Genomic DNA, 23,489 nt, shown 5'->3' with positions numbered 1-23,489 from the left:
CCGGCCCTCCCACCTCCTCAGGAGTTGTCGTGACCGACCAGCCCTCTTCGACCGCACCCGCGGCGGTGCTGCCCGTGCCCGCCGACTTCGTCCACCGCGCCGGCGTCGCGCTCGTCACCGGCGGCACCGGCGGCCTCGGCCGGGTCATCGCCCGCGAGCTGGCGCGCCGAGGGTCGGCGGTGGCGATCACCTACCGCAGCGACGCCGGCGCCGCCCGGCAGGTGCTCGACGAACTGCCGCCCGTCGCGTCCGGCACGCACTCGGCGCACCACCTCGACCTCACCGACGCCGAGGCCACCGCCGCGCTCATGGCGGAGCTCACCGGAAGCCGCGGGCCACTGCACACGGTCGTGCACGCGGCCGGGCCGCACGTGCCCATGCGGCACCTGTCCAAAGTGGGCCCCGAGCAGTTCGCCACGCAGGTCGCAAACGACACGACCGCCTTCTTCACGCTGGTCTCGGCCTGCCTCCCGGCCCTGCGGCACAGCCGAGGCAACGTCGTGGCGATCACGACCGCGGCGACGACGCGCTACCCCGCCCGGGACGGCCTGTCCGCCGCGCCGAAGGCGGCGGTCGAGGCGCTCGTACGGGCCTTCGCCAACGAGGAGGGCCGCTTCGGCATCCGGTTCAACTGCGTCGGGCCGGGCATGCTCACCGACGGGATGGCCGAGCGGCTGATCTCCTCGGGGGACCTCGACGAGCGCGCCCTGGCCGTCGCCCGGTCCTCGACTCCGCTGCGGCGGTTCGGCAGCGCCCTCGACATCGCCGAGGCCGCCTGCTTCCTGGCCAGCGACCGGGCCGGCTTCATCTCCGGGCAGAAGCTCGACGTCGACGGAGGCTTCGGTGTCTGAGCCGTCGCGGTCCCTCCCGGTCGAGCTGGACGCGCTGCTCGCCGAGCGGGCCGTCGAGCGGGCCCTGCTGCGCTATGCGCGCGGGATCGACCGGATGGACCGGGACCTGGCTGCGAGCGCCTTCCACCCGGACGCCCGGATCACCCTCGGCGGGACCACTGCCGACCGGGACACGATGCTGGACATGGTCTTCGCGCTCGTGGCGCGGCGCACCATGACGATGCACTACCTGACGAACATCCTGGTCGAACTCGACCCGGCCGACCCGGACCGCGCCCGGGCCGAGACGTACGGCATCGCGTTGCAGCGCAGCACCTCCGAGCCGCCACGCGGCAACATCATCAGCGGGTTCCGCTACGTCGACCTGGTCACCCGGCGCGCGGGCGAGTGGCGGGTGCAGGAACGTCTCACCGTCTCGGAGTGGCAGCGGGTCGACGACCTCGCCGGCCAGTGGCCGATCCCCGAGGCGTCACTGCGGGGAGCCCGCGACGCCTCCGACCCGATCAGCCGCCCGTGGCCGCCCGGCGGCCCGGCTGCGGAGGCCGGGCCGGACCCGGCCGGCGAGCCCGGGCGCCCCTGTGAGTGACCCGCGGCCGGGGGTCGGCGCCGACGCGCCGCGGCTCGGCTTCCGTACGGGCGACGTCGTCGTGGTGACCGGGGCCGGCAGCGGGATCGGCGCGGCGACCGCGGCGACGGCCGCCGCCCAGGGACTCGTGGTGTCCGCGTGGGACCTCGACGCCGCCGCCCTCACGGCGGTGAGTGCCGCCGTCCGCGCGGCGGGCGGGGTGATCGACCCCCACGTGGTCGACGTCGCCGACGAGCGGGCCGTGCGCGCGGCCCTGGCCGGGACCTGCTCGGCGTACGGGCCGGTACGTCACCTCGTCAACAACGCCGGCCCGTCCTCGGCGATCGAGCTCGATTTCGACCACGCCGTGCGGCTGTGTGTCGGCAGCGTACGGTCGGTGACCCGGGCCTGGCTCGAACAGGCCCCGCCCGGGGCGACCCTCGTGAACACCGCCTCGGTCGCCGGCACCGCCGTGGGCACCGCCTCCGACTGGTACAGCGCGGCGAAGGCAGCGATCGTCGGCTACACCCGGCATCTGGCCGCGCACCGGGCCGATGTCGTACGGGCCAACGCGGTCGCCCCCGGCATGGTGGACACCCCGAGGCTGCGGGGCTTCGCCGGGTCCCCGACGGGGCAGTCCGTGCTGGCCCGGGTGCCGAGCCACCGGATGGCCACGGCGGACGAGATCGCCTGGCCGATCCTCTTCCTGCTCTCGCCGCTGGCCTCGTACGTCAACGGGGCGCTGCTCGTCGTCGACGGCGGGTGGACCGTCACGCAGTGAACGCGGTCGGTCAGCTCGGGTCGGGGCCCGGGCCGCCGAGCATCGCCCGCATCCCGCCGTGGTTGCCGGCGACGAGGGCGGCCCGGTCCGGGCCGGAGCGCCGCGCGGCGACGTCGGCCTGCTGGCGCACCACGTGCACCGGGCCGGCGCGCAGGGCCACCAGCCCCTGGGCGGCGACGTCGGCCGGGTCGGCCGCGCCGGTCAGGTCGAGGCCGGCGCGCTCCATGGCGGGGGTCGCCGTGAGCCCGAGCACCAGGTGCAGCACGTCGACACCCACCTGCCGCAGCTCGAGCCACAGGCCCTCGGTGAAGATCCGGGTGAAGGCCTTTGCGGCGGCGTAGACGCCGATGTCGGCGTGGCCGAGGTAGCCGGCCGAGGAGCCGACGACGAGGATGCCGCCGCGGCCCCGTGCGGCGAGCCGGGCGCCGAGTTCCCGGCAGAGTTCGAGCGGGCGGGTGACGTTGAGATCGATGACGGCCCGGACCCGGGCGAGGTCCGCCTCGACGAAGCGGCTGCGGTAGGTGTTCGCGCCCGCGTTGAGGACGAGCAGGCCGAGGTCGAGGTCGGCGACGGCCTCGACGATCCGGGCGGTCGCGTCCGCGTCGAGCAGGTCCAGGGCGAGCACGCGGCACGGGACCCCGTGCGCCCGGACCCGGTCGGCGGTCTCGCCGAGGGCCACCGGCTTGCGGGCGACGAGCACGATGCCGAGGCCGGCCCGGGCCAGCTGCTCGGCGAACGCGGCGCCGACCCCCTCGGAACCGCCGACGACCAGGGCCCAGGGCCCGTAGCGCTCGAACAGTCCGGCGGTGGCTTCGCTCATGCCACGCTGTCCGTCGCCGGGGCAGGCTCGTCGAACCAGTCCCACTCCCAGGGTGTGATGGTGGCCAGGGGGCCGGTGAACAGCGGGGTGGCCGTGCCGGCGAGCGCCGCGGGCGGGGCCGCCAGCGGGTCCGCGGCCAGGGCCCGCGCGAACTCGACCGGGTCGGCTTCGAGGTAGGTGAGCCGGATCCGCACGACGGGTCCGTCGGGGCGGCTGCGGCTCGGGGCGCTGCGGAAGGTCCACACGCCCGCGACGCCGTCGCGGGCGAGCAGGTCGGGCACCTGGGTCTCGTGCTCGAACCGGGACAGGTCGGCCACGTCGGGGCGCTGGGACGTCTCGACCTGGCTCACCTCGACGTACACCCCGCGGTGGGGCCGGAACGGCAGCGCGGCGAGGGTGACGAGGGCCCGGGGGGCGACGTGGCCCTGGACGGGACGGAACATCCGGGTCATCGGCCGTTCGGTCCAGGCCAGCTCCGGACGGCGACCCTGGTGGATCGCCCGGTCGCCGAGGTCCTTCCACTCGGCGACCGCGTCTGCGGCCGGCTCGGCGAACCAGTACATCGCCATGTACTGGCTGCCGGCGAGGGCGGGATCGGGGTAGCTGCCGAGCCGCTCGCACGCGGGGGTACGTACCCAGCGGTCGCCGTGCACGACACCGGGCAGGGCGAGGTTCTCGGGGCGGTGGTCGAGTTGATGCCACGCGTTGTAGTCGCGATGGCGGGCGGGGTCGGTCACCTTCGGAAACGAGAAGAAGGCTCGGGTGGCTGTCGCTGGGTTGCTCGGGAGCATCTCGGCCCTCTTCACGGGTCGGAGCGCTGGTGACGCGCGATCAGTCCGGTGTCGCCGCCGGGCGCGGCCGGCGTTGCGAGCCTTGACCCTAGGGCAGCGTCGGCCATAGAGTCAAGCAAGCGCTTGGTTGACACCGATGTCCGCAAGAGGAGCACCATGACCGGCAGTGACGCGGATTTCCGCGCCCGACTCGACGCTCTGATCGGCCTCACCGACCCGCCACGCCGGGCCAAGGACGCGATCACCGAAGCAGCCATCCGCATCTGGTGCGAGGCCGTCGGCGACGAGAACCCCGCGTACCAGGACCCCCGGTGGGCCGCCCGCTCGGCCTGGGGCGGCATCGTGGCCCCGGCGACCTCGCTGAACATGTGGACCCTGCCGGGCAACAGGCGCGCTCACCGCCACGCCGAGAGCCTCGACCGGGTCAACGAGGTCCTCGCCACGCGCGGGTTCACCTCGGTGGCCGCGGTGCAGACGGAGCACACCTACGTACGCCCGCTGCGCCCCGGCGACCACCTGGAGCAGTTCCCCTCTATCGGCGCTGTTTCTCCCGAGAAGTCCACCCGGCTCGGCCGGGGCCACTTCGTCGACCTCGTCAGCGACTACCGCACCGTCGAAGGCGAGCCGGTCGGGCGCGTCGTCCTGCGGATGCTCCGCTGGAACCCGGCGACCCGGACCGAGGTCCCGGCGACGCCCGGGGACCGCCTCGCCCGCCCCGTACGCCCGGCCACCGCCGCCCCGGTCGACCTGCCGCCGGCCGGCACCACCGGCACCCTGACCGCGCACCTGCAACCCGGCTACGCCGCCGCCCCGCTCGACGAGCGCCCCTACCTCGTCGGCAGCGCCGACCTCGCCGACGGGACCCGCTTCACCGGAGACGTCGCGTACCTGCGCCCCGACCTCGTGCACGACGGCATGCCGGTCGTCGTGGCGCACCGACGCACCCGCGACGGCCAGATCCTGCCGGTGCTCACCGCCCCCCGGCCCGAACGCCGCACGAGCACCCGTGCAGGGGCCGAGGTGAGCATCGGGCAACGCCTCGCCCCCTGGCCGATCCCCGTCACCCAACTGTCCGTCGCGGCACTGGCGACCGCGACCTTCGACTTCAACGACGTGCACCTCGACCGCGACGCGGCCCTCGAACGAGGCGCCCGCGACGTCTACATGAACATCCTCGGCTCGAGCGCGCTGGTCAACTGCTACCTCACCGACTGGGCCGGACCGGAGGCTCGCGTCGTCGACTTCCGCACCCGCCTCGCCGCGCAGAACCACCCCGGTGACACCTGCACGCTCGACGGCGTCGTCACCGGCCTGCAGCCGGCGGACGGGGGCACGCAGGTCACCGTCGACGTCCGCGGCACCAACAGCCTCGGCGACCACGTCATCGCCTCCGCCACCATCGCCCTGCCCTGAGAGGAATCGCGTGCTCGCCAGCTACGTCGTCGACTCCGGCTCCCCCGACAGCCTGCGCCTCGGCCAACTCGACGCCCCGGCGCCCGGCCCCGGTCACGTGCTCGTGCGGGTCCAGGCGTCCAGCCTGGACCGGGTCGACACCTACATCCGTCGCGGCACCCACGGGATGGCCGTCGCCGGCCCGACGATCCTCGGCCGGGACGTCGCCGGCACCGTGGTCGGCACCGGTCCGGGCGTCACCGGCTTCACTCCCGGCGACGCGGTCGTCGGGCTGACCACCGGCGCCCACGCCGAGTACGCCGTCGTCCCGGCCACGCACTGCTTCCCGCGACCGGCCGCGCTCGACGCCGTCCACGCCGCGGCGGTGCCCACCGCCGGACGCACCGCCTACGACGCGGTCGTCAACCTCGCCGGCGTACGCCCCGGCGACCGGGTCCTCGTCGTCGCCGCCGCGGGCGCGGTCGGCACCTTCGCCGCCCAGTACGCCCACCACCTGGGCGCGCGCGTCTTCGGCACCAGCGCCCCGGCGAAGGCCGACGCGGTACGCGCCCTCGGCGCGCTCGGCGTCGTGGACCACTACCGCCCCGACGTCGTCGAGTCCCTGCGTGCCGCGCTGCCCGGCGGCGAGGTCGACGTCATCGTCGAGTCGGTCGGCGGCACGCTCTGGTCCGACGTGCTCAAGGTCCTCGCCCCCGGCGGCCGGCTGGTCACCTGCGGCGTCACCGCGGACAGCCACGCCCACCTGCACCTGGGTCGCCTCATGGTCAAGGGCTGGACGCTGCGCGGCATCGGCCGGCCCGGGCCCGAGGCGGTGGCCTGCCAGCTACGCGAGGCCCTCACCCTCTCGGCCGTGACCGCCGCCCCCGCGATCGCCGCGACGTACCCGCTCGAGCAGGCCGCGGCCGCGCACGACCGGCTGGAGGCGTCCGAGTTCGTCGGGCGGATCGTCCTCACCACCGGCTGAGCCGCTCAGGTGAGCGACTCCCCCGAGACGGCGGTCAGGACGACGAGCGGGATCTGCCGCCCGAAGCCCGCCGCCCGTTCGGCGTAGCGTCCCACGTTCGGCTTGCGCGCCACGACGTGCGCGAACAGCTCCGGGTCGCGCTCGCCGTCGGTCACCCGCGCCCGCACCGGGACCGTCCTGCGCCGCAGGACGATCCAGCACAGTTCGTGGTGACGCGCGTTGACCACCCAGGCGGGGTCCTTGGGGCCGCCGCCCTTGGAGCCGACGACCACCAGATCCTTCCCGTACGGCACGTAGGGCAGCGCCGCGTCGCGCAGTTCCCCGGACCGCCGGCCCACAGTCGTCAGCAGCAGCGTGGGATGGTACGGAAACCTGCCCGCGAGCGCGTACTGCAACGACACGAGCGAGAACCCGGTCCGTCGCACGAGGAACCGGTCGAACGCCATCCCGCGCGGCCCGCGGATGACGATCAGCCACGACCGGCCGTACGAGGCGAACGACCTCGTCTCCGCGCCGATCCGTCGGCTCACCGCGCACGCGCCAGCAGCGGTGACAGCGTCTCGGTGACGTCGGCGACGTCGGCGATGCCCCGGACCACCTCGACGAGCCGCTCCTGCGTGTCCGCGTCGAGGATCCCGTCGCAGAACGAGGCCAGCTTGCCGGTCACGAAGTCCCAGTCCGCCCGCGTCGTGTCGTCCCACGGGTCACCCTGGGCGAAGTCCGACTCGACCACGTACTCCCGGCCACCGGCCCGGATCGTCAGCGCGCCCCGGGTCCGGCGGATCTGGCCGCCCGGATGTTCCCTGAGGTCGGCCTCCCACTCCGCGTCCAGCACCGGGTCGGGCGCCGTCGTGATCCGGCGCGCCAGGTCCCACACCGCCGGGTCGGCCAGCCGCTCGGGGTCGTACCACTGTGGTCCCGGTGCGTGCCCGAGCAGCGCCAGCGCCGCGGCGTACGGCATGTTGAAGGCGCCGTCCAGCGGCGCGACGACGGTGTCCGGGATCTGCGGGGCCGGCTCCCGGAACTGCAACGTCCGGTAGGCCGCCGGGCTCAGCCGGATCTCCATGGACTCGATCTGCGACACCGGCACCCCGTGGGTGCTCGGGAACGCGCGGATCGCGTCGAGCGCCGCGTGGGTGAAACGGCACGTCGGGTACGGCTTGAGCGACGTCTCGCTGATCCACCACTTCGACCCCAGGCCGGCGACCATCTCGTGCCGCTCACCGCCGAGGAAGCCCATCGCCTCGATGAAGCCCGGGGTGCGGTCCAGCACGTCCAGGTCGCCGGTGTAGCCCTCCTCGGCCAGCGCCGCGCCGAGCATCCCGGCGTGCGCGATCGCGCCGTACGGGCCGTACTTGAACGCGTTGAACGAGCGCCGCTCGGCCATGTAGGAGTTCTTCGCCGGCGGGGCCAGCCAGGCGACCAGGCCGAGCGCGTGGGCCAGCCGCTCCGGCTCCCAGCCGCCGACGACCGCGCACGCCGCGGCCGCGCCCATCGAGGCGTAACCGTGCGACGACAGCGGCGACCAGCGGAACTGGCCGTCCTCGAAGGCCATGAGCGAGGTCGACAGGTTCAGCCGCGCGTTGATCTCGAAGGCGATGATGCTCGCGCGCAGCAGGCTCGCCCCGTCGGCGTGCCGCCGCTCGGCCTCCGCCAGCCCGGCCGCGACGCCGAACACCGCGAAGTGCGCCGAGTTGAAGAACGTGTCGTCGGCGTCCAGCGCGTTCATCATGTCCGCGTTGGCGTGCGCGGCGTTGATCGCCGCGACCCGCTGCTCCAGCCCGAACACCGTCGCCTCGGCCGGGCCGCCGAACCGGGCGGCGACCTGCTGGACCATGCGGCTGCGCCGCAGCCGCACCGCCGCCAGCCCGCAGACGAGCGAGTCGAGCAGGACGAGCCGGCCGTAGTCGCGTACCGACTCGGGGATCTCCTCGTCGCGCGTCGTCGCGAACCGCGCCAGCAGCTGCGTCCGGGTCGGTTCCGCCGTGCCGGTCACCGTTCAGCCCACCTTTCCCGGCGCGACGAGCCGGTTGCCCTGCGCGTCGCGCGGCAGCGGCACGGGGATCGCCGCGAGCAGCTTCTTCGTGTACTCCTGCCGCGGGTTGGCAAAGATCTGGTCCGTGGTGTCCGTCTCCACGACCTCACCGGAGGCCATCACCATGACCCGGTCGGCGATGACCTCGACGAGGGCCAGGTCGTGACAGACGAACAGGTACGCCAGGCCCAACTCCTCCTGCAGGTCCCGGAGCAGGTTGAGCACCTGCGCCCGCACCGACACGTCAAGCGCCGCGACCGGCTCGTCGCACACGATGAGGCTCGGCTTCATCGTCAGCGCCCGGGCGATCGCGACCCGCTGCAACTGCCCGCCGGACAGCTCGGCCGGGTAGCGCTCCAGGTAACGCGAGCCGATGCCGACCTTGTCGAGCAGCTCGACGGCCTCCTTCTCGCGGGTGGCCCGGTCCTTGTCGGTGTGCACGAGGAGAGGCTCGGCGACCGCGTCCCTGATCGTCATTCGCGGGTCGAGCGAGCTGTACGGATCCTGGAAGATCATCTGCATCCGCTGGCGCAGGGCGCGCAGTTGCTTCGGCTTCGTGGCCAGCACGTCGATCCCGTCGAAGGTCACCGAGCCGGAGTCCGGCTCGATGAGGCGCAGCACCATGCGCCCGACCGTCGACTTGCCCGCGCCGGACTCGCCCACGACGGCGAGGCACTCGCCGCGCTCCAGGGTGAAGCTCACCCCCTTGACCGCGTCCAACCATTTCGTACGCCGGCCGAGCCAGTCCCGGCCGGCACTGAACGACTTCGTGAGGTTCTCGACTTCGAGCAGGCTCATCAGACCGTCACTCCATCCAGAGAGAGCTCCGCGGCCCGCACGCACCGGGCATGGTGCTCGGCGGCGCCGTCGAGACGGACCAGGCCGGGGTGGGCCACGTCGCACCGTCCCGGCACGGCGAACTCGCACCGGCTGCTGAACCGGCACCCGTGCGGCCAGGCGCCCGGGGCCGGGATGCCACCGGGGATCGCGCGCAGCCGCCGGTCGGTGCTCAGGCCCGGCTTCGGGATCGAGCCGATCAGGCCGGACGTGTAGGGGTGCCGCGGGTGGAAGAACAGCTGCTCCGAGGGCGCGTTCTCGGCCACCTCGCCGGCGTACATGACCACGACGTCCCGGCACAGCTCGGCCACCACCGCGAGGTCGTGGCTGACGAACAGGAGCGCCACCCCGGTCTGCTCCTGCAGGTCGCGCAGCAGTTCGAGGATCCTTTCCTGCACCGTCACGTCGAGCGCCGTCGTCGGCTCGTCGGCGATGAGCAGGCGCGGGTTGCACGCCATGACCATCGCGATCATGACGCGCTGGCACATCCCGCCGGAGAACGCGTGCGGGTAGTCCTCGATCCGCTGCGCCGCCCGCGGGATCTGCACCATGTCGAGCATCTCGACGGCGCGGGCCCGGGCCTGCTTGCGGCTCATGCCCAGGTGCTTGCGCACCGACTCCGCGATCTGGTCCCCGACGGTGTACGCCGGGTTGAGGCTGCGGATCGGCTGTTGGAAGATCATGCCCATGCCCGGGCCGCGCAGGTCCCGCCACTGCTTCTGGGTGCCCGCGGTGAGATCCACGCCGTCGAAGACGATCCGGCCAGAGGCGATCCGCCCTCCGGTCGCCCCGGTCAGGCCCATGACCGCGATGGAGGTCACCGTCTTGCCCGACCCGGACTCGCCGACCAGAGCCATCGACCCGCCCGGCTTGAGCGAGAACGAGACGTCCTGGACGGTCGTCTGCCACCCGCCCGAGGGCGAGGGGAACTCGACGTTCAGGTTCTCCACGCGCAGCAGGTCCGCCGCCCCGCCGGTGGCGTCGGTCCTGGTGCCGGCGGGCGCCGTTTCACGTGCCATGTCAGCTCCTGGTGGTTGCCGGGCGGTCAGTTGCCCGAGCGGGTGCGCACGAGGGCGCGACGGACGCCGTCACCGACGTAGGTGAAGGCGAGGACGGCGAGGAAGATCATCACGCCGGGCGGCCACACGAGGTACGGCGCGAGGCGCATGTTCGACGAGGCCGTCGAGAGCATCGAGCCCCAGCTGGCCGCGGGGGCCTGGACGCCCAGCCCGAGGAAGCTCAGGCTCGCCTCGGCCGCGACGGCGGTGCCCAGCGACACCGAGATGACGAGGATGATCGGCGGCAGCACGTTGGGCAGCACGTGCCGCACCGCGATACGCAGGGTGCTGCAGCCCAGGGCGATCGAGGCCTCGATGTAGGTCTCGTGCCGCACGTCCATCGTGCCGGCGCGGGCCACCCGGAAGAAGCGCGGGGCCATGACCAGGCCGATGGCGAGCATCGCGTTGGTGATGCCGGCGCCGAGGACCGCGACGATGGTGATGGCCAGCACGAGCGACGGGGCGCTCATCAGCGCGTCCATGATCCGGGTCAGGATCGCGTCGACCCAGCCGCCGCGGTAGCCCGCGATCATGCCGAGCGGCAGACCGAGCACGAGCGCGACGGCCGCGGCCTGCAGCGCCGCCCACAGCGAGACCCGCGCGCCGAAGATGAGCCGGCTCAGCACGTCCCGGCCGTAGTCGTCGGTCCCCAGCCAGTGCTCGGCGCTCGGTGGCCGCAGCCGCAGCAACAGGTTCTGCACGTCGGGGTCGTACGGCGCCAGAACCGGGGCGAAGATCGCGATGAAGGTCAGCACGAACAGGAAGACGCCGGCCGCGATCGTCGCGGGGCGGCGCACGATGCTCTTGAGGATGCCGGGAGCGGCGACCGGCTCCGGGTCGCCCGTGCCGATGGCTGCCGCCGGCACCTCGGCGCGGACGGTGTCGGCGAGGCCGCCGGAGTCGTGCGAGTCGTTCCCCGGCGCCGGAGCCGAGGGGGTCTGGTTGGCGCTCATGACCGCACCTTCGGGTTGAAGTAGCCGTAGGAGATGTCGACGATGAGGTTGACGAGCACGACGACAGTCGTGCTGAACAGGACGAAGCCGAGCAGCACCGGGATGTCACGGCCCTGCACCGCCTCGATGGCGGTACGACCGAGGCCCGGCATGTTGTAGATCATCTCGATGGTCACCGATCCGGCGAGGACCTCCGCGACGCGGAAGCCGAGGACGGTGACGACGGGGATGCACGCGTTCTTCAGCGAGTGCTTGAACACCACGCTGGATCGCGACAGTCCCTTGGCCTCGGCGTTGAGGACGTAGTCGGACTTCATGACCTGCCCGAGCGCCGAGCGGAGTTGCAGGGTCACCTCGGCCGCGGGTAGCAGGCCGAGGGCGATGCCCGGTAGGACGAGGTGCGACAGCCACGGCCAGAAGCCGTCGGCCAGCGGCTGGTAGCCGAACGCCGGAAACATCTGCAGGCCCACCGCGAAGACCGAGGCGAGCACGAGGCCGAACCAGAAGCCCGGGATGGCGATCGCGATCGAGGCGAGCCCGTTGACGAACCGGTCGACGATGCCGCCGGAGCGCAGCGTGGCCACGAGGGCGAGGGTGGCCCCGAGCACGACGGCGAAGATCATCGCGACGAGCACCAGCGACATCGTCGTGGCCATTCGCCGCGTCAGCAGCTCGATGACTGTCTGATCGGACAGGAAGGACGTGCCGAGGTCGCCGCGCAGGACGTCGCCGACCCACATGGCGTAGCGCACCAGGACCGGAGCGTTGAGGTTGAGTTCCTCGCGGATCGCCTCGACACGTTCCGGGGTCGGCTCGTCGCCGGCCAGGACGACGGCCGGGTCGCCCGGGGCGAGTTCGATCAGGGCGAAGACGAGCAGCGGGACGACGAACAGCAGGGGTATTGCCGCGAGCAAGCGCCTGCTGGCGTAGCGGATCATGTCCTACCTCGACTCTGAGCGTGTGCCTGGGACTGCGCCTCGCACGGCCTGGTGCCGGCAAGGCCGGTGGTGTCGCCGCCGCCCCCGCCGCAGCGGGTGGGTCCGGCGGCGACGCCACCGGTGGTCAGGAGCGACCGGTTACTTCTTGACGGCGATGTGGCGCAGGTCCCAGATGCCGATGTTCGACATCGGGATGTTGTCGGTGCCGACGATGTTCGCCTTCGAGACGCTCGCGTTGGTCTGGTTGCACAGCGGCACGAACCAGGCCTGCTCGAGCGTCGTCTTCCAGATGTCCTGGTACAGCGGGGCCCGCTTGTCCATCGGCAGCGTGGGGTTGGCGGCCTCGGCCGCCTTGTCCGCGATGAGCGAGGGGTCCGCGGCGAGCTTGTACGTGTTCAGCATGTAGGTGTTCACCGTCGCCGCCGGGTCGGCCTTCGGGCTCCACGACGTGCCGACCATCAGCTCGAAGTCACCGGCGATGAAGCGCGGCTCGTTCTCGGTGTTGGGCACGGGGTTGAGCGTCGCGTCGACGCCGACGGCCCGCAGGGACGCCTGTACGACGTTGGCCGGCTGCTCGGCGTTCGTGCCCGCGGCGAAGGTGACTGACACCTTGGCGCCGCCGGCCTGCTGCACGAGGGCCTTGGCCTTGTCCACGCTGAACTCGTACGGGTAGGTGTAGCTCGGGATGCGGCTCGGGTCCGTCTCCGGCACGACCTGGCGGGTCGGCGTGCAGTAGCCGCTGAAGAGCGCGCTGATCGCCTCCGGGTCGACCGCGTGGGCGATCGCCTGGCGGACCTCCGGCTTGACGAGGTCGCCCTTGTTGGCGCGCAGGTAGATGCCGACGACGTTCTTGAACTTCACCTGGTGCTGCTGGAGACCGCTGCCCGGGGTGACGATCTTCTCCACCGTGGCGATCTCACCGGCCGAGCTGAGCGGGGCCAGGTCGACCTGGCCGCTCTGCAGGCCGTTGAGGCGGGCGGCGGCGTCGGGCACGCGCTGCAGCTCGATGCCGCCGAGACGGCCGACGTTCGGGTCCCAGTAGTTGTCGGCTCGCTTGAGGACGAGCTTCTCCTGGGGGACGAGCTGGGTGGCGATGTACGGGCCGGACCCGGCGGTGCCGGGATTGTTCTTGATGTCGGCGCCGTCCTTGATCGCCTTCGGGCTGACCATCATGCCGGCCGTGCCGGTGAAGGACGCGGGCAGCTGGACGCCCTTGCCCTTGACCAGCTTGAGGCGCGCGGTCGTCGCGTCGACGACCTCGACCGACTCGATGTCGGCGAGGTCGCTCTTGAGGGTCGAGCCCTCGAGCGTCTTGCCGCGCTCGATGTTGACCTTGACGGCCTCGGCGTCGAACGGCGTGCCGTCGTGGAACTTCACGTCGTCCCGGAGCTTGAGTTCGAGGACGCTGCCGTCCTCGACGAAGTTCCACTCCTTGGCCAGGCCCGGGACGATCTTGTCGTCCTTGTCCAGCATGGTCAGCCGGTCCCAGACGAGGAACAGGTAGCCCCAAGCGCCGTAGCTCGTCTGCAGGGCCGGGTCGAGGTCGCGCAACGGACCCGCCGACGCGAACTTGAGCACTGCCGACGTGTCGATCTCGCCCTGCGCGGCGCTGCCGCTGCCGGAGTTGTCCGGCGAGCTGCAGCCGGCCAGGGCGAGCGCCCCGATGCTGATCAACGCGACCACACGTCTGCGGGCCGTTATGGTGACGCCCATTCTCATCCTTCCTAAACACGAGCCGAGTCGTTCCGGCTGATCAGAGGTGGTGTTGTCCCTTCCGGCGGCTGCCGGGCGGGATCCGTGGGTCGCTGACGGCCTTCGGAGCTGTGGTGGTGGCCGGCGTCTCAGCCCTCCGCGGAGAGGATCAGTGCACTGGTGGGAACGCCGACGCCCGCCGTCACCAGGACGTTGCGGACGCCGTCGGGCTGGTTGGTCGAGGTGCCCCGGACGAGGCGGACGCCCTCCGCGACACCGTTCGTGCCGTGCAGGTAGGCCTCGCCGATCTGGCCGCCGTGGGTGTTCGTCGGCAGCGAGCCGGTGACCTCCAGGTTGCCGTCGGCGATGAAGTCCTTGGCCTCACCGCGACCGCAGAAGCCGTACTCCTCGAGCTGGTTGAGCACGTACGGCGTGAAGTGGTCGTAGAGGATCGCCGCGTCCATGTCGGCGGGGCCGAGCCCCGACTGGGCCCACAACTGCCGGGCGCAGAGTTCGACCTCGGGGATCCGGGTCAGGTCCTCGCGGTAGTAGCTGACCATCTGGTACTGGTCCGGTCCCAGGCCCTGGGCCGCCCCCCGGATGTAGACCGGGGTGACGGGCAGGTCCTTGGCGCGTTCGGCGCTGACGACGACCATCGCCTGGCCGCCGTCGGTCTCCTGGCAGCAGTCGAACAGGTGCAGCGGCTCGGCGATCCAGCGCGAGGCCTGGTGCTCCTCGAGCGTGAGCGGCTTGCCGTAGAACCACGCCCTGGGGTTGTTCGCGGCGTGCTTGCGGGCGAGCACCGCCACCCGGCCGTAGTCCTCGCTGGTCGCGCCGTAGGTGTGCATGTAGCGACGGGCGAACATCGCGGTGTGCTGGGCCGGGGTGAGCAGGCCGTACGGGTTGACCCAGGAGCGGTACTCGTTGTCCGAGGTGGCCTGGGTCTTCGCCGGCGGAGGTCCCTGCCCGAAGCGGACGCCGGAGCGCTCGTTGAAGGCGCGGTACGCCACGACGACGTCGGCGATCCCGCTCGCGACGGCCATGGCGGCCTGCTGAATGGGTGCGCAGGCGCCGCCGCCGCCGTAGGGGATCCGGGAGAAGAACTTCAGCTCGGGGATGCCCAGGCTGCGGGCGACCATGTTCTCCGGGTTGGTCTCCATGGTGAAGGTCGTCATGCCGTCGACATCGGCGGGGCTCAGGCCCGCGTCGGCCAGGGCGGCCGAGACGGCCTCGACGGCCAGCTGCAGCTCGCTGCGACCGGAGTTCTTCGAGAACTCCGTCGCGCCGATGCCGACGACAGCGGTGCGACCCGACAGGAAGGTGGACGTCACGTCACTGCTCCGATCCGCGGGGCAGGCGCACTGTCACCTCGGAGACGACGTGCCCGCCCTTGCTGTTCATGCCACGCACCGCGACGCGCACGGTGTCCTCCTCGACGCCGACGACCTCACCGGTCAGCCGCATCACGTCACCCGGGAAGTTCGGCACCCCGAGGCGGGTGCTCAGGCGCACCATGCGCGCAGCAGGGCCGGCCCAGTCGGTGACGTAGCGGCCGACGAGGCCGTTGGTGTGGTTGATGCTCATGTACGTGTCGGGGGTGCCGCGACGCTGGGCCTGGGCCGGGTCGTGGTGCACGTCCTCGTAGTCGCGGGTCGCGAGCGCGCCGGCGACGATGACGGTCCGGGTCAGCGGGATCTCCAGCGCCGGCAGCGTGTCGCCGGGGCTCACCTGCTCGATGGTGATCTGCGTGCCGCTCACAGCTGCTCCCCCTCGCTCACGAGGTCCGCGAGCTGCTGCAGGTGCCAGGCTCCCGAGCCGGCGGTGTTGGCCAGCTGCGTGGTCCAGAGCATGTAGCGGTGGATCGGATAGGTGACGTCGGCGCCCATGCCGCCGTGCACGTGCTGCACGGTGCGCGCGACGCGGTCGCCCGCCTCGGCGGCCCAGTACTTCGCGACGTGCACCGCCGCCCGGGACGGCCGCCCGGTCGTCTCGCGCCACAGCGCGTCGAGGTAGGTGGCCTCCATCGCCTCGGTGTCGATGTGGCAGTCGGCGAGCTGGTGGGCGACGGCCTGGAAGGTCGCGATCGGCACACCGAACTGCTCACGGCCCGAGGTGTAGTCGGCGGCCTGGCGTACGGCGGCCTGGCTGATGCCGCTCTGCAGAGCCGCCATGGCGGTCCAGACCTGGCGCAGCAGCCAGTCGAGCCGGTCCTCCTCGGGGCCCTCGGCGAGCGGCCCAGCGACGGCGCCGTCGAAGTGCACGTCGGAGGCGAGTCCGCGGTCGGTGCGCTCGAAGGTGTCCCGGCGTACCCCGGGCCCGGCGGTCGGCACGAGGTACAGCCCGACCGCGCCCGCCTCGTCGGTGGCCGGGACGACGATCGCGTCGGCGAGGTGCGCCGAACGGACGCCGACCGCGGTGCCGCTCAGGGTGATCCCGTCACCGCCGGGCTCGGCGCCGGACCGCGCACGGACGCGGGCGCCGTACGGCCGGGCGTCGGTCAGGTCGTCGACGGCCACGGTGAGGACCGCGTCACCGGCGGCCACGCGGGGCAGCCACTCGGCCTGCTGCTTGGCGTTGCCGTAGCGCAGCAGCGGCAGGACGCCGCCGACGAGGGTCTCCCACAGCGGGACGGTGCCCAGCGTGCGGCCCTGTTCGACGAAGACCCCGGCGATCTCCCACAGGCCCAGCCCAGCGCCGCCGTGCTCCTCGGGCACGGGCAGCCCGAGGATGCCGGACTCGGCCAGGTCGCGGTACAGGACGCGGTCGAAGCGGTCCGGCCCGGCCTCGATGTCGAAGAGCCGCTGCGGGTCGCCGTTGCGCGAGAACACGTCGCGCGCCAGGTCGTTGACCGTGACCTGTTCCTCGGCGAGCTGGAAGTCCATCAGTTCCCTTCCTCTTCTGTGGGCTCCGGTGCGGAGGTCGCGGCCCGGAAACGCGGCAGCGTGAGGTTCTCGTCGTAGTCGAGCCAGTCGACCTGCACGGGCATGCCGATCTCGACCTCGCCGGCGTCCCCGGCGAAGTCGGCGACCAGGCGGGTGCCCTCTTCGAGGTCGACGAGCACGACGGTGAGCGGGTAGTCGTACCCGGGGGCCTTCGGGTGGTGGCTGACGACGTAGCTGTGCACAGTGCCCCGGCCGCTCGCCTCGACCTCGTGCCATACGTACGAGTGGCACGAGGGGCAGATCGGGCCGGGCGGGTGGCGCAGCGTGCCGCAGTCGGTGCAGGCCTGGATGACGAGGCGACGCTGTGCGGCGGCGGCGAACCAGAACGCGTTGTCGCGCAGGATGAACGGCTTGTGCCGCAGCGCCGGGTCGGCGGCGGCCGGCGCCGCGGGCTTGGCGCCGGCCGGGTCGAAGCGCAGGATGCGGAAGCGCTGGCGGGCCACGACCTCGTCGTTCTGGTCGGTGTAGGTGCGCAGCGTCGTGATGAAGTGGCCGGTGCCCAGCCCGGTGGTCTTGCGCGGGGAGACGTCCTCGATGACAGTGGTCATCTTGATCTCGTCGCCCAGGCGCAGCTCGCGCACGTACTCGTGCTCGTCGTTCGTCGCGACGACCCCGACGAAGCCGGCGTCGGCCAGCAGCGCGAGCAGCCGGGCCATCGGGGTGTCCGGCGCGGCGCCCGCGGCGGCGGCCGTGTGGGCCTTGTAGCCGACCATGAGCCAGGTGGACAGCATCGGCGGCGGGGCCACGACGCCCTCGCGGCCGGTGTCCCGGGCGGCCTGGTCGTCGACGTAGACGGGGTTCTCGTCGCCCATCGCCTCGACGAAGTGACGGATCATCGCCTGGTTGACGGCGTCCTGGGCGTAGCGGGTGGGCGTGGCCTCGAGGCCGACGAACTCGCGCAGGCGGGCGAGGAAGGCGTCCTGGTCGGCGGCTTCGGGGGCGGGGGCCTGCGTCGTGGTGCTCATGCCGAACGTCCCTTCCTCGGCATGCCGAGACCGGCGACCGCGATCATGTCGCGCAGCACCTCGTTGGTGCCGCCGCCGAAGGTGTTGATGTACGAGCCGCGGGTGTACGCCTCCAGTTGCCCGCCGAGGACGGCGTCCGGCGCGCCGGCGGCCGGCGGCGGGCGCGCCGCCGCGCCGGGTCGCGCGGGGCCCGACGACGGAGACGAGGTTGCGGCAGACCCGGTCGTGGGTCTCCGTGCCGTAGACCTTGGCGACGGACGCGGCGGCGGGTGCCGGGTTCTGCCCCTCCCCCACGACGGCGATCTTCCAGTTGAGCAGGCGCATCGCGGTCAGCTCGGCGTAGTCGCGGGCCAGCTCCGTGCGCACCCACGGCTTGTCCAGGACGCGGTTGCCGTCGGCGTCGGGCTGGGCGGCCCACGCCGCGACGTCGGTCCACAGCTGCTCGGTGCGCCCGCCCATCGCGGCCAGGCCCACCCGCTCGTGACCGAGCTGGCCGGTGATGAGGCGCCAGCCGCCGTTGACCTCGCCGACGAGGGCCTCGGGGCCGACGCGTACGTCCTCGTAGTAGGAGGCGTTGGTGTGGGTGATGCCGCTGGTGGCGATCGGCGTGCAGCTGAAGCCCGGGTCCGACGTCGGCACGATGAGGATGGTGATGCCCTTGTGCTTCGGGGCGGCCGGGTCGGTGCGCACGGCCATCCAGACGAAGTCGGCCTGGCTGGCGCCGCTGGTGAACACCTTCTGGCCGTTGATCACCCAGCCACCGTCGGGCGTCGCTTCGGCCCTGGCGCTCAGCGAGGCGAGGTCGGTGCCGGAGCCCGGCTCGCTGTAGCCGATGGCGAAGATGACGTCGCCGGTCAGCATGCCCGGCAGGTAGGTGCGCTTCTGCTCCTCGGTGCCGTAGCGCATCAGCATCGGGCCGATGTTGTTGATGGTGACGAAGGGGAACGGCGCCTGGGCGCGGTTGATCTCGTCGAAGAGGATGTACTGGTCGATCGCCGGGCGGCCCTGGCCGCCGTACTCCGTGGGCCAGCCGAGTCCGAGCAGGCCGTCCTTGCCGATCTGGCGGATGATCTCGCGGTAGGCCGGGCGGTCCTCGTTGGTGCCGCCGAGCGCCTCGCGGACCTCGGGCGTGAGCAGTCGCGCGAAGTAGGCTCGCAGCTCCCTGCTCAGCTCTCGCTGCTCGGGGGTGTACTCCAGGTACATGGATGTTCCTCATTCTCGGGGCGTGGGCGCCAGTCGGTGTGCCGGGCGGGCCGGCAGGTCAGGGGGCCGGCAGGAGCGCGGCACGTCCGTTGTCGGCGAACTGCTTCTCGAGGTCCCGGATGTCCGCCTCGGTCAGCGGGCGGTACGCTGCGGACGCGCCGTCGCGGACGTAGACCGGGTCGGTCGTGACCCAGGCGGTACGGCGCAGGATCTGCTTGGCGACCTTGCCGTTGCCCGTGCTGGGGATCTGGTCGACGATCCGCACGAAGCGGGGCCGCCACTTGGTGCCGAGGTCGGCCTGCTCGTCGAGGAAGGCGGTGAACGCCTCCGGGTCGAAGGTGGCGCCGCTGCGCAGCTGGATCACGCACATGACCTGGTCGCCGGTACGCGGGTCGGGCACGGCGAAGACGGGGGCGACCGCCACCCGGTCCCAGCGCTCGATGATCCGCTCGGCGGGCCCGGCCGCGAAGTTCTCGCTGTCGACGCGGATCCAGTCCGAGGAGCGGCCGGCGAAGTAGAAGTAGCCGTCGGCGTCGCGGTAGGCCAGGTCCCCGGACCAGAAGTCCTCGCCGCGGACCCGCTCGGCGGCGGCCTCGGGGTTCTTGTAGTAACCCTCGAACTTCGCCGCCATGCCGACGCCGACGAGCTGGCCGATGGCCTCGTCGGCGTTGAGGAGCCGCCCGGTCCCGTCGAGCCTGGCCGGCGGGCACTCCAGCCTGGTCTCCTCGTTCATGACCTTGATCTCGGCGCCGGCGACGGCCACACCGAGCGCCTCGGCGGGCGTCTCGGGGGTGCGGTTGATCCGCATGACGCCCTCGCTGGAGCCGTAGCCCTCGGAGATGACGACGCCGAAACGCTCGGCGAAGCGGGCGATGTCGGCGGCCGAGGCCTCGGTGCCGACGGCGCGCCGCAGCGTGCTCGTCGCGTCGCGGGGGTCGACCGGCTGGGCCAGGATGTAGGCGAGGGCCCGGCCGACGTAGTTGAAGTAGGTGACGCCGTACTCGTGCACGTCGCGTACGAAGCCGGACGCGGAGAACTTGCGGACCATGCAGATGGTCGCGCCGCAGACCATGGCGGGGCCGAGGTTGAGCATGACGGCGTTGCCGTGGAACAGCGGCATCGACATGTAGCTGACCGAGTCGCGGGTCAGCTCGGTGCGGGTCAGCAGCGCCTCGGAGACCGCGGCGAGGCGCCCGTGGGAGCAGATGACCGCCTTGGGCGCCCCGGTCGAGCCCGAGGAGAACATGAGCAGCAGGTTGGCGCGCGGGTCGACCTCGTCGGTGGGTACCGGCGCGCCGGCGTGCCGGCCCAGCCAGGCGGCGTACTCCGGGGAGTCGATGTTGCGCATCTGCCCGGCGGGGATGCCCAGGTCGAGCCCGTCGACGAGGCCGGCGAGGCGGTCCTCGGTGAGGAGCAGGTCGGTGTCGGTGTGCCGCACGTCGTGGGCCAGCTCGGCGCCACGCCGGGTCGGGTTGATCCCGACCACTGTGGCGCCGGCCAGCGCGGCCGCACAGATCCAGTACACGTAGTCGGGGGTGTTCTCCATGAGCAGCCCGATGTGCAGTGGTCTGCCGTCGGGCCGGGGCACGTCGTCCAGTGCGGCGGCCCGGTCGGCGGCTTCCTGCACGATCCGGCCCCAGGTGATGGTGCGGCCTTCGAAGAGCAGGCCGGGGTGGTCGTCGCCCGTGCGTGCCCGCACGATGTCGGCGAAGACGGCGGGTCCCGAGTTCCGGGCCACCGGGGCCTGAGTCGTCATTGACGTTCGCTCCGTCTCGTCCGTCGTCGAATGCGAATCACCAAACAAGCAAGCGCTTGGTCGAAGCGTAGAGTGAGGCTTGCCGCAGGTCAAGGCCTTGACAACGCTTCCCATGGGCTACTCGCGGCGAGCGCCGAGCGCACCCGGTCGGTGTCCTCACCACGCCGGCGCGGGGCCCGTGGGACCCCCGCGGGCGTACGCGAGAAGCGCGGCGTCGGGGCCGGCTGAGCGACCCCCTCGACCTCGACCACGGCGCCTCGGGCACGCATCTGCGGATGCTCGGCCGACTCGGCGATGTCCAGCACCGGGTGCACGCACGCGTCGACGCTCTCGAAGACGCCGGTCCACTCCTGCCGGGTGCGTCCGGCGAAGACCGACGCGATCCGCTCGGCCCAGCCGGCCCACCCCGACTCGTCGAACTGCCCCGGCCCGTCCTCCGGATCGAGGCCGAGCGTTCGCAGGAACGTGCGGTAGAACTTCGCCTCGATGGCCGCCACGGACATGAACTTGTCGTCGGCGGTGCGGTACACCCGGTAGAAGTGCGCCCCGCCGTCGAGGTAGTTCGTGCCACGGGTGAGGTTCCAGGCGCCCCGCGCGAGCATCGAGTGGATGACGACGGTGAGCAGCGCGCTGCCCTCGAGCATCGAGGCGTCCACGACCTGCCCACGCCCGGAGGAGACACGCTCCTGCAGGGCGGCCAGCACGCCGAACGCCAGCACCATGCCGCCGCCGGCGAAGTCGGCCAGATACATCGGCGGCACGACGGGGCCGGTGTCGGGCAGGCCGATCGTGTCGAGCACCCCGGAGACGGCGATGTAGTTGAGGTCGTGCCCGGCGGCCGCGGCGAGGGGGCCGTCCTGGCCCCAGCCGGTCATCCGCGCGACGATGAGACGCGGGTACCGCTCGGTGAGTTCGGCCGGGGCCAGGCCCAGACGTTCGAGCACCCCGGGCCGGAACGGGTCGAGCAGCACGTCCGCGTCGGCGAGCAGCCGGTGCACGAGCGCCCGGTCGGCCTCGGACTTCAGGTCGAGCGTGACCGTCGTACGGCCCCGGTCGATCGCGTTGACCTGCGCGCGCTCCCGCCGGTCGGGCTCGCCGGGCGGGTCGACCCGTACCACCTGGGCGCCCATGTCGGCGAGCATCATCGTCGCGAACGGCACCGGCCCCTGCCCACCGAGTTCGAGGAGGCGCAGGCCGGCCAGCGGCCCTTCGAACCGCTGGCCGGGGACGCTGTTCATGCCTGCTCCCGGGTGCCGGCGGGGACGGGTCGGCCGGTCACGGCACGGGGGTCCGTGCTCCACGTCTGCGCCGTCACGCCCTCCTCGCGCAGGACCCGCTTGAGGACCCGCCCGACGGCGTTCTTGGGCAGTTCGGCGCGGACCTCGATGTGGGAGGGGACGGCGTACCGCGGGATTCGCGGGTGCAGCCACTCGAAGAGCTCCGCGGGGTCGATCTCCGCACCGGGCGCGGGCACGACGGTCACCTTGAGGTCGTCCTCGGCCAGCGGGGAGGGGACGGCGTGGACGGCGACCTCGCCGACGGCCGGGTGGGTCGCGACGACGCCCTCGATCTCGAAGCTGGAGATGTTCTCGCCGCCGCGGCGCAGGTAGTCCTTGCCCCGGTCGACGAAGTAGAGGTAGCCGTCCTCGTCGAGGCGGCCGTAGTCACCGCAGTGGAACCACAGGCCCCGGAAGGCCTCCAGCGTCTTCTCCGGCTGACGCCAGTAGCCGTTGAACATGATCGCCGGACGGTTGGGACGGGCCACGATCTCGCCGACCTCGCCGACGGGCAGCGGGTTGTCGTACTCGTCGACGATGCGTACCTCGAAGGAGTCGTTGATCTTGCCCGCGCTCCCGGCGCGGTAACCCCCGGGTGGGGTGAGGGTGATCAGGCAGGCCTCGGTCTGGCCGTAGGCGCCCGAGCCGACCCGTTCGACGCCGAAGCGCTCCCTCCAGCGGGCGGCGAGCTCGGGGGTGACCGGCGAGCCGGACACGACGCGCAGCCTGCCGAAAGCCTCGCGGGTGGCCTCGGAGTCGGGGGCGCCGGCGATCATCGGCAGCATCGAGCCCATGAGCGCGGCCATCGTCGCCCGGCTGCGCAGGATCTCGTCCCAGAAGCCCCGGACCGTGAAGCGCGACGCGAGGTCGATGGCCGAGCCGAGCTGGAGCGAACCCATGACGTGCCCGACGGCGGCCATGTGGAACAGCGGCATCGCCGTCCACAGGACGTCGTCGGAGCGGCGTTCGAGGTTCTCGTGCATCTGGCGGGCCATGTTCGCCACGTAGCCGTGGCTGACCATGCACGCCTTGGACGGCCCGGTCGTGCCGGCCGTGTAGATGAGGTGGCTGGTGGCGTACGCGTCGAGGTCCGGGGTGGTCGTCACCGCCGAGCCCTCCGCCACGGCGGCGTCGAAGTCGACGACCTCGGTGGCCCAGGCGGGCGCCGGGCCCGAGGCGGGCCGGCTGTCCCTGGGGGCGCCGACGAGGACCGGCACCCGCAGCCCCGTGCCGGCGAGGGCGTCGTCCAGGACGGACGCGAACTCATCCTCGACGATCATCATGACCGGGTCGGCGTCGAGCACCTGGTGGGCCAGTACGGGGCCGCGGTTGCTCGTGTTGAGCGGCACGACGAAACCGCCGCGCAGCGTCATCGCCCACCAGGAGAGCAGGGCCAGGCGGCCGTTGCGGGCGAGGACGACGACCCGGTCGCCGGGAGCGACGCGGTCGGCGAGGAACCCGGCGAGGCGACGCGACGCGGCGTCGAGCTCGGCCACTGTGAACGGGGCGTCGGCGAGGGTGAGGGTGAGGTCCGGCTGCTCGTCGAGCAGGCGGGACAGGGCGGGCAGCAGCGGAGGGGCTGCGGTGGGACGGTTCACTGGCTCTGGCTACCTTTCTTCGGGTCGGCCGCTCGCGGTGGCGGACAGCG

General features: G+C 72.4%; 20 protein-coding genes and 2 pseudogenes. 5 read left to right on the top strand and 17 right to left on the bottom strand.

Annotated features, from left to right (window positions below; genetic code table 11):
• The first annotated feature begins 29 nt into the window (after positions 1 to 29).
• Genes AC2CHG_RS01345 through AC2CHG_RS01335 form a run of 3 tightly spaced genes read left to right on the top strand, consistent with a single transcriptional unit; the run spans position 30 to position 2,197 of the window.
• Entirely contained in the window at positions 30 to 851 is an 822-nt protein-coding gene (locus AC2CHG_RS01345) for an SDR family NAD(P)-dependent oxidoreductase (RefSeq protein WP_484523998.1), read from the top strand.
• Positions 844 to 1,437: a nuclear transport factor 2 family protein gene (locus AC2CHG_RS01340; protein ID WP_484523997.1), complete on the top strand. Its 594-nt coding sequence runs from the start codon at positions 844 to 846 to the stop codon at positions 1,435 to 1,437. Before AC2CHG_RS01345 ends, AC2CHG_RS01340 begins: the two co-directional genes overlap by 8 nt.
• The gene (locus AC2CHG_RS01335; RefSeq protein WP_484523996.1) at positions 1,430 to 2,197 is read left to right on the top strand and encodes an SDR family NAD(P)-dependent oxidoreductase; all 768 of its coding nucleotides are present in this window, start codon (positions 1,430 to 1,432) and stop codon (positions 2,195 to 2,197) included. The genes AC2CHG_RS01340 and AC2CHG_RS01335 overlap by 8 nt, the downstream gene beginning before the upstream one ends.
• 10 nt (positions 2,198 to 2,207) lie before the next feature.
• Here the strand turns inward: AC2CHG_RS01335 and AC2CHG_RS01330 are convergent, their stop codons facing one another.
• Positions 2,208 to 3,017: an SDR family NAD(P)-dependent oxidoreductase gene (locus AC2CHG_RS01330; protein ID WP_484523995.1), complete on the bottom strand. Its 810-nt coding sequence runs from the start codon at positions 3,015 to 3,017 to the stop codon at positions 2,208 to 2,210.
• Entirely contained in the window at positions 3,014 to 3,754 is a 741-nt protein-coding gene (locus AC2CHG_RS01325) for a hypothetical protein (protein ID WP_366624292.1), read from the bottom strand. The genes AC2CHG_RS01330 and AC2CHG_RS01325 overlap by 4 nt, the downstream gene beginning before the upstream one ends.
• 210 nt (positions 3,755 to 3,964) lie before the next feature.
• Between AC2CHG_RS01325 and AC2CHG_RS01320 the strand changes: the two genes are divergently transcribed.
• A complete protein-coding gene (locus AC2CHG_RS01320; RefSeq protein ID WP_366624290.1) occupies positions 3,965 to 5,221 on the top strand; it encodes an FAS1-like dehydratase domain-containing protein in 1,257 nt (418 codons plus the stop codon).
• 10 nt (positions 5,222 to 5,231) lie between these two features.
• Entirely contained in the window at positions 5,232 to 6,185 is a 954-nt protein-coding gene (locus AC2CHG_RS01315) for a quinone oxidoreductase family protein (RefSeq protein WP_366624288.1), read from the top strand.
• Between the two features lie 5 nt (positions 6,186 to 6,190).
• Here the strand turns inward: AC2CHG_RS01315 and AC2CHG_RS01310 are convergent, their stop codons facing one another.
• From AC2CHG_RS01310 to AC2CHG_RS01240, 15 genes and pseudogenes are all read right to left on the bottom strand, one after another.
• Positions 6,191 to 6,715 carry a nitroreductase/quinone reductase family protein gene (locus tag AC2CHG_RS01310; protein WP_366624286.1) on the bottom strand — a complete coding sequence of 175 codons (525 nt, stop codon included), beginning with the start codon at positions 6,713 to 6,715 and terminating at the stop codon, positions 6,191 to 6,193.
• Positions 6,712 to 8,181: an MmgE/PrpD family protein gene (locus tag AC2CHG_RS01305; RefSeq protein WP_484523994.1), complete on the bottom strand. Its 1,470-nt coding sequence runs from the start codon at positions 8,179 to 8,181 to the stop codon at positions 6,712 to 6,714. Before AC2CHG_RS01305 ends, AC2CHG_RS01310 begins: the two co-directional genes overlap by 4 nt.
• Positions 8,182 to 8,184: 3 nt before the next feature.
• Entirely contained in the window at positions 8,185 to 9,018 is an 834-nt protein-coding gene (locus AC2CHG_RS01300) for an ATP-binding cassette domain-containing protein (RefSeq protein WP_484523993.1), read from the bottom strand.
• Positions 9,018 to 10,076: an ABC transporter ATP-binding protein gene (locus AC2CHG_RS01295; protein ID WP_262013816.1), complete on the bottom strand. Its 1,059-nt coding sequence runs from the start codon at positions 10,074 to 10,076 to the stop codon at positions 9,018 to 9,020. The genes AC2CHG_RS01300 and AC2CHG_RS01295 overlap by 1 nt, the downstream gene beginning before the upstream one ends.
• Positions 10,077 to 10,102: 26 nt before the next feature.
• Positions 10,103 to 11,068: an ABC transporter permease gene (locus AC2CHG_RS01290; RefSeq protein ID WP_262013815.1), complete on the bottom strand. Its 966-nt coding sequence runs from the start codon at positions 11,066 to 11,068 to the stop codon at positions 10,103 to 10,105.
• Positions 11,065 to 12,006 (bottom strand): ABC transporter permease, encoded by a 942-nt coding sequence (locus AC2CHG_RS01285; protein WP_043324835.1) that lies wholly within the window; start codon positions 12,004 to 12,006, stop codon positions 11,065 to 11,067. Before AC2CHG_RS01285 ends, AC2CHG_RS01290 begins: the two co-directional genes overlap by 4 nt.
• Before the next feature lie 138 nt (positions 12,007 to 12,144).
• Positions 12,145 to 13,719 (bottom strand): ABC transporter substrate-binding protein, encoded by a 1,575-nt coding sequence (locus AC2CHG_RS01280; protein WP_484523992.1) that lies wholly within the window; start codon positions 13,717 to 13,719, stop codon positions 12,145 to 12,147.
• Between the two features lie 128 nt (positions 13,720 to 13,847).
• On the bottom strand, positions 13,848 to 15,029 hold the full coding sequence (locus AC2CHG_RS01275; RefSeq protein WP_262013813.1) for a lipid-transfer protein: 1,182 nt from the start codon (positions 15,027 to 15,029) through the stop codon (positions 13,848 to 13,850).
• Position 15,030: 1 nt separating this feature from the next.
• Positions 15,031 to 15,456, bottom strand: coding sequence for a MaoC/PaaZ C-terminal domain-containing protein (locus AC2CHG_RS01270; protein WP_262013812.1), 426 nt, complete (start codon positions 15,454 to 15,456; stop codon positions 15,031 to 15,033).
• Positions 15,453 to 16,580: an acyl-CoA dehydrogenase family protein gene (locus AC2CHG_RS01265; RefSeq protein WP_484523991.1), complete on the bottom strand. Its 1,128-nt coding sequence runs from the start codon at positions 16,578 to 16,580 to the stop codon at positions 15,453 to 15,455. The genes AC2CHG_RS01270 and AC2CHG_RS01265 overlap by 4 nt, the downstream gene beginning before the upstream one ends.
• Positions 16,580 to 17,488 (bottom strand): annotated as a pseudogene (locus tag AC2CHG_RS01260) (bifunctional MaoC family dehydratase N-terminal/OB-fold nucleic acid binding domain-containing protein); the annotation flags it as partial. The gene AC2CHG_RS01265 and the pseudogene AC2CHG_RS01260, both read right to left, overlap by 1 nt.
• 113 nt (positions 17,489 to 17,601) lie before the next feature.
• Positions 17,602 to 18,808: pseudogene (locus AC2CHG_RS01255) on the bottom strand (acyl-CoA dehydrogenase family protein).
• Between the two features lie 58 nt (positions 18,809 to 18,866).
• Positions 18,867 to 20,564 (bottom strand): AMP-binding protein, encoded by a 1,698-nt coding sequence (locus tag AC2CHG_RS01250; RefSeq protein ID WP_366624269.1) that lies wholly within the window; start codon positions 20,562 to 20,564, stop codon positions 18,867 to 18,869.
• 89 nt (positions 20,565 to 20,653) lie between these two features.
• Positions 20,654 to 21,802 carry a CaiB/BaiF CoA transferase family protein gene (locus AC2CHG_RS01245; protein ID WP_262013807.1) on the bottom strand — a complete coding sequence of 383 codons (1,149 nt, stop codon included), beginning with the start codon at positions 21,800 to 21,802 and terminating at the stop codon, positions 20,654 to 20,656.
• Positions 21,799 to 23,439 carry an AMP-binding protein gene (locus AC2CHG_RS01240; RefSeq protein ID WP_484523990.1) on the bottom strand — a complete coding sequence of 547 codons (1,641 nt, stop codon included), beginning with the start codon at positions 23,437 to 23,439 and terminating at the stop codon, positions 21,799 to 21,801. The genes AC2CHG_RS01245 and AC2CHG_RS01240 overlap by 4 nt, the downstream gene beginning before the upstream one ends.
• Between the last annotated feature and the right edge of the window lie 50 nt (positions 23,440 to 23,489).

It is taken from the genome of Micromonospora sp. ATLC20 (assembly GCF_057196585.1).
This window is presented reverse-complemented; position numbering and strand designations above follow the sequence as displayed.

Bases quoted from the DNA above. Each gene is read 5' to 3' on its own strand.
- AC2CHG_RS01330 (WP_484523995.1), bottom strand. From the start codon at position 3,017: ATGAGCGAAGCCACCGCCGGACTGTTCGAGCGCTACGGGCCCTGGGCC.
- AC2CHG_RS01320 (WP_366624290.1), top strand. From the start codon at position 3,965: ATGACCGGCAGTGACGCGGATTTCCGCGCCCGACTCGACGCTCTGATC.
- AC2CHG_RS01300 (WP_484523993.1), bottom strand. From the start codon at position 9,018: ATGAGCCTGCTCGAAGTCGAGAACCTCACGAAGTCGTTCAGTGCCGGC.
- AC2CHG_RS01295 (WP_262013816.1), bottom strand. From the start codon at position 10,076: ATGGCACGTGAAACGGCGCCCGCCGGCACCAGGACCGACGCCACCGGC.
- AC2CHG_RS01290 (WP_262013815.1), bottom strand. From the start codon at position 11,068: ATGAGCGCCAACCAGACCCCCTCGGCTCCGGCGCCGGGGAACGACTCG.
- AC2CHG_RS01285 (WP_043324835.1), bottom strand. From the start codon at position 12,006: ATGATCCGCTACGCCAGCAGGCGCTTGCTCGCGGCAATACCCCTGCTG.
- AC2CHG_RS01280 (WP_484523992.1), bottom strand. From the start codon at position 13,719: ATGGGCGTCACCATAACGGCCCGCAGACGTGTGGTCGCGTTGATCAGC.
- AC2CHG_RS01265 (WP_484523991.1), bottom strand. From the start codon at position 16,580: ATGGACTTCCAGCTCGCCGAGGAACAGGTCACGGTCAACGACCTGGCG.
- AC2CHG_RS01250 (WP_366624269.1), bottom strand. From the start codon at position 20,564: ATGACGACTCAGGCCCCGGTGGCCCGGAACTCGGGACCCGCCGTCTTC.
- AC2CHG_RS01245 (WP_262013807.1), bottom strand. From the start codon at position 21,802: ATGAACAGCGTCCCCGGCCAGCGGTTCGAAGGGCCGCTGGCCGGCCTG.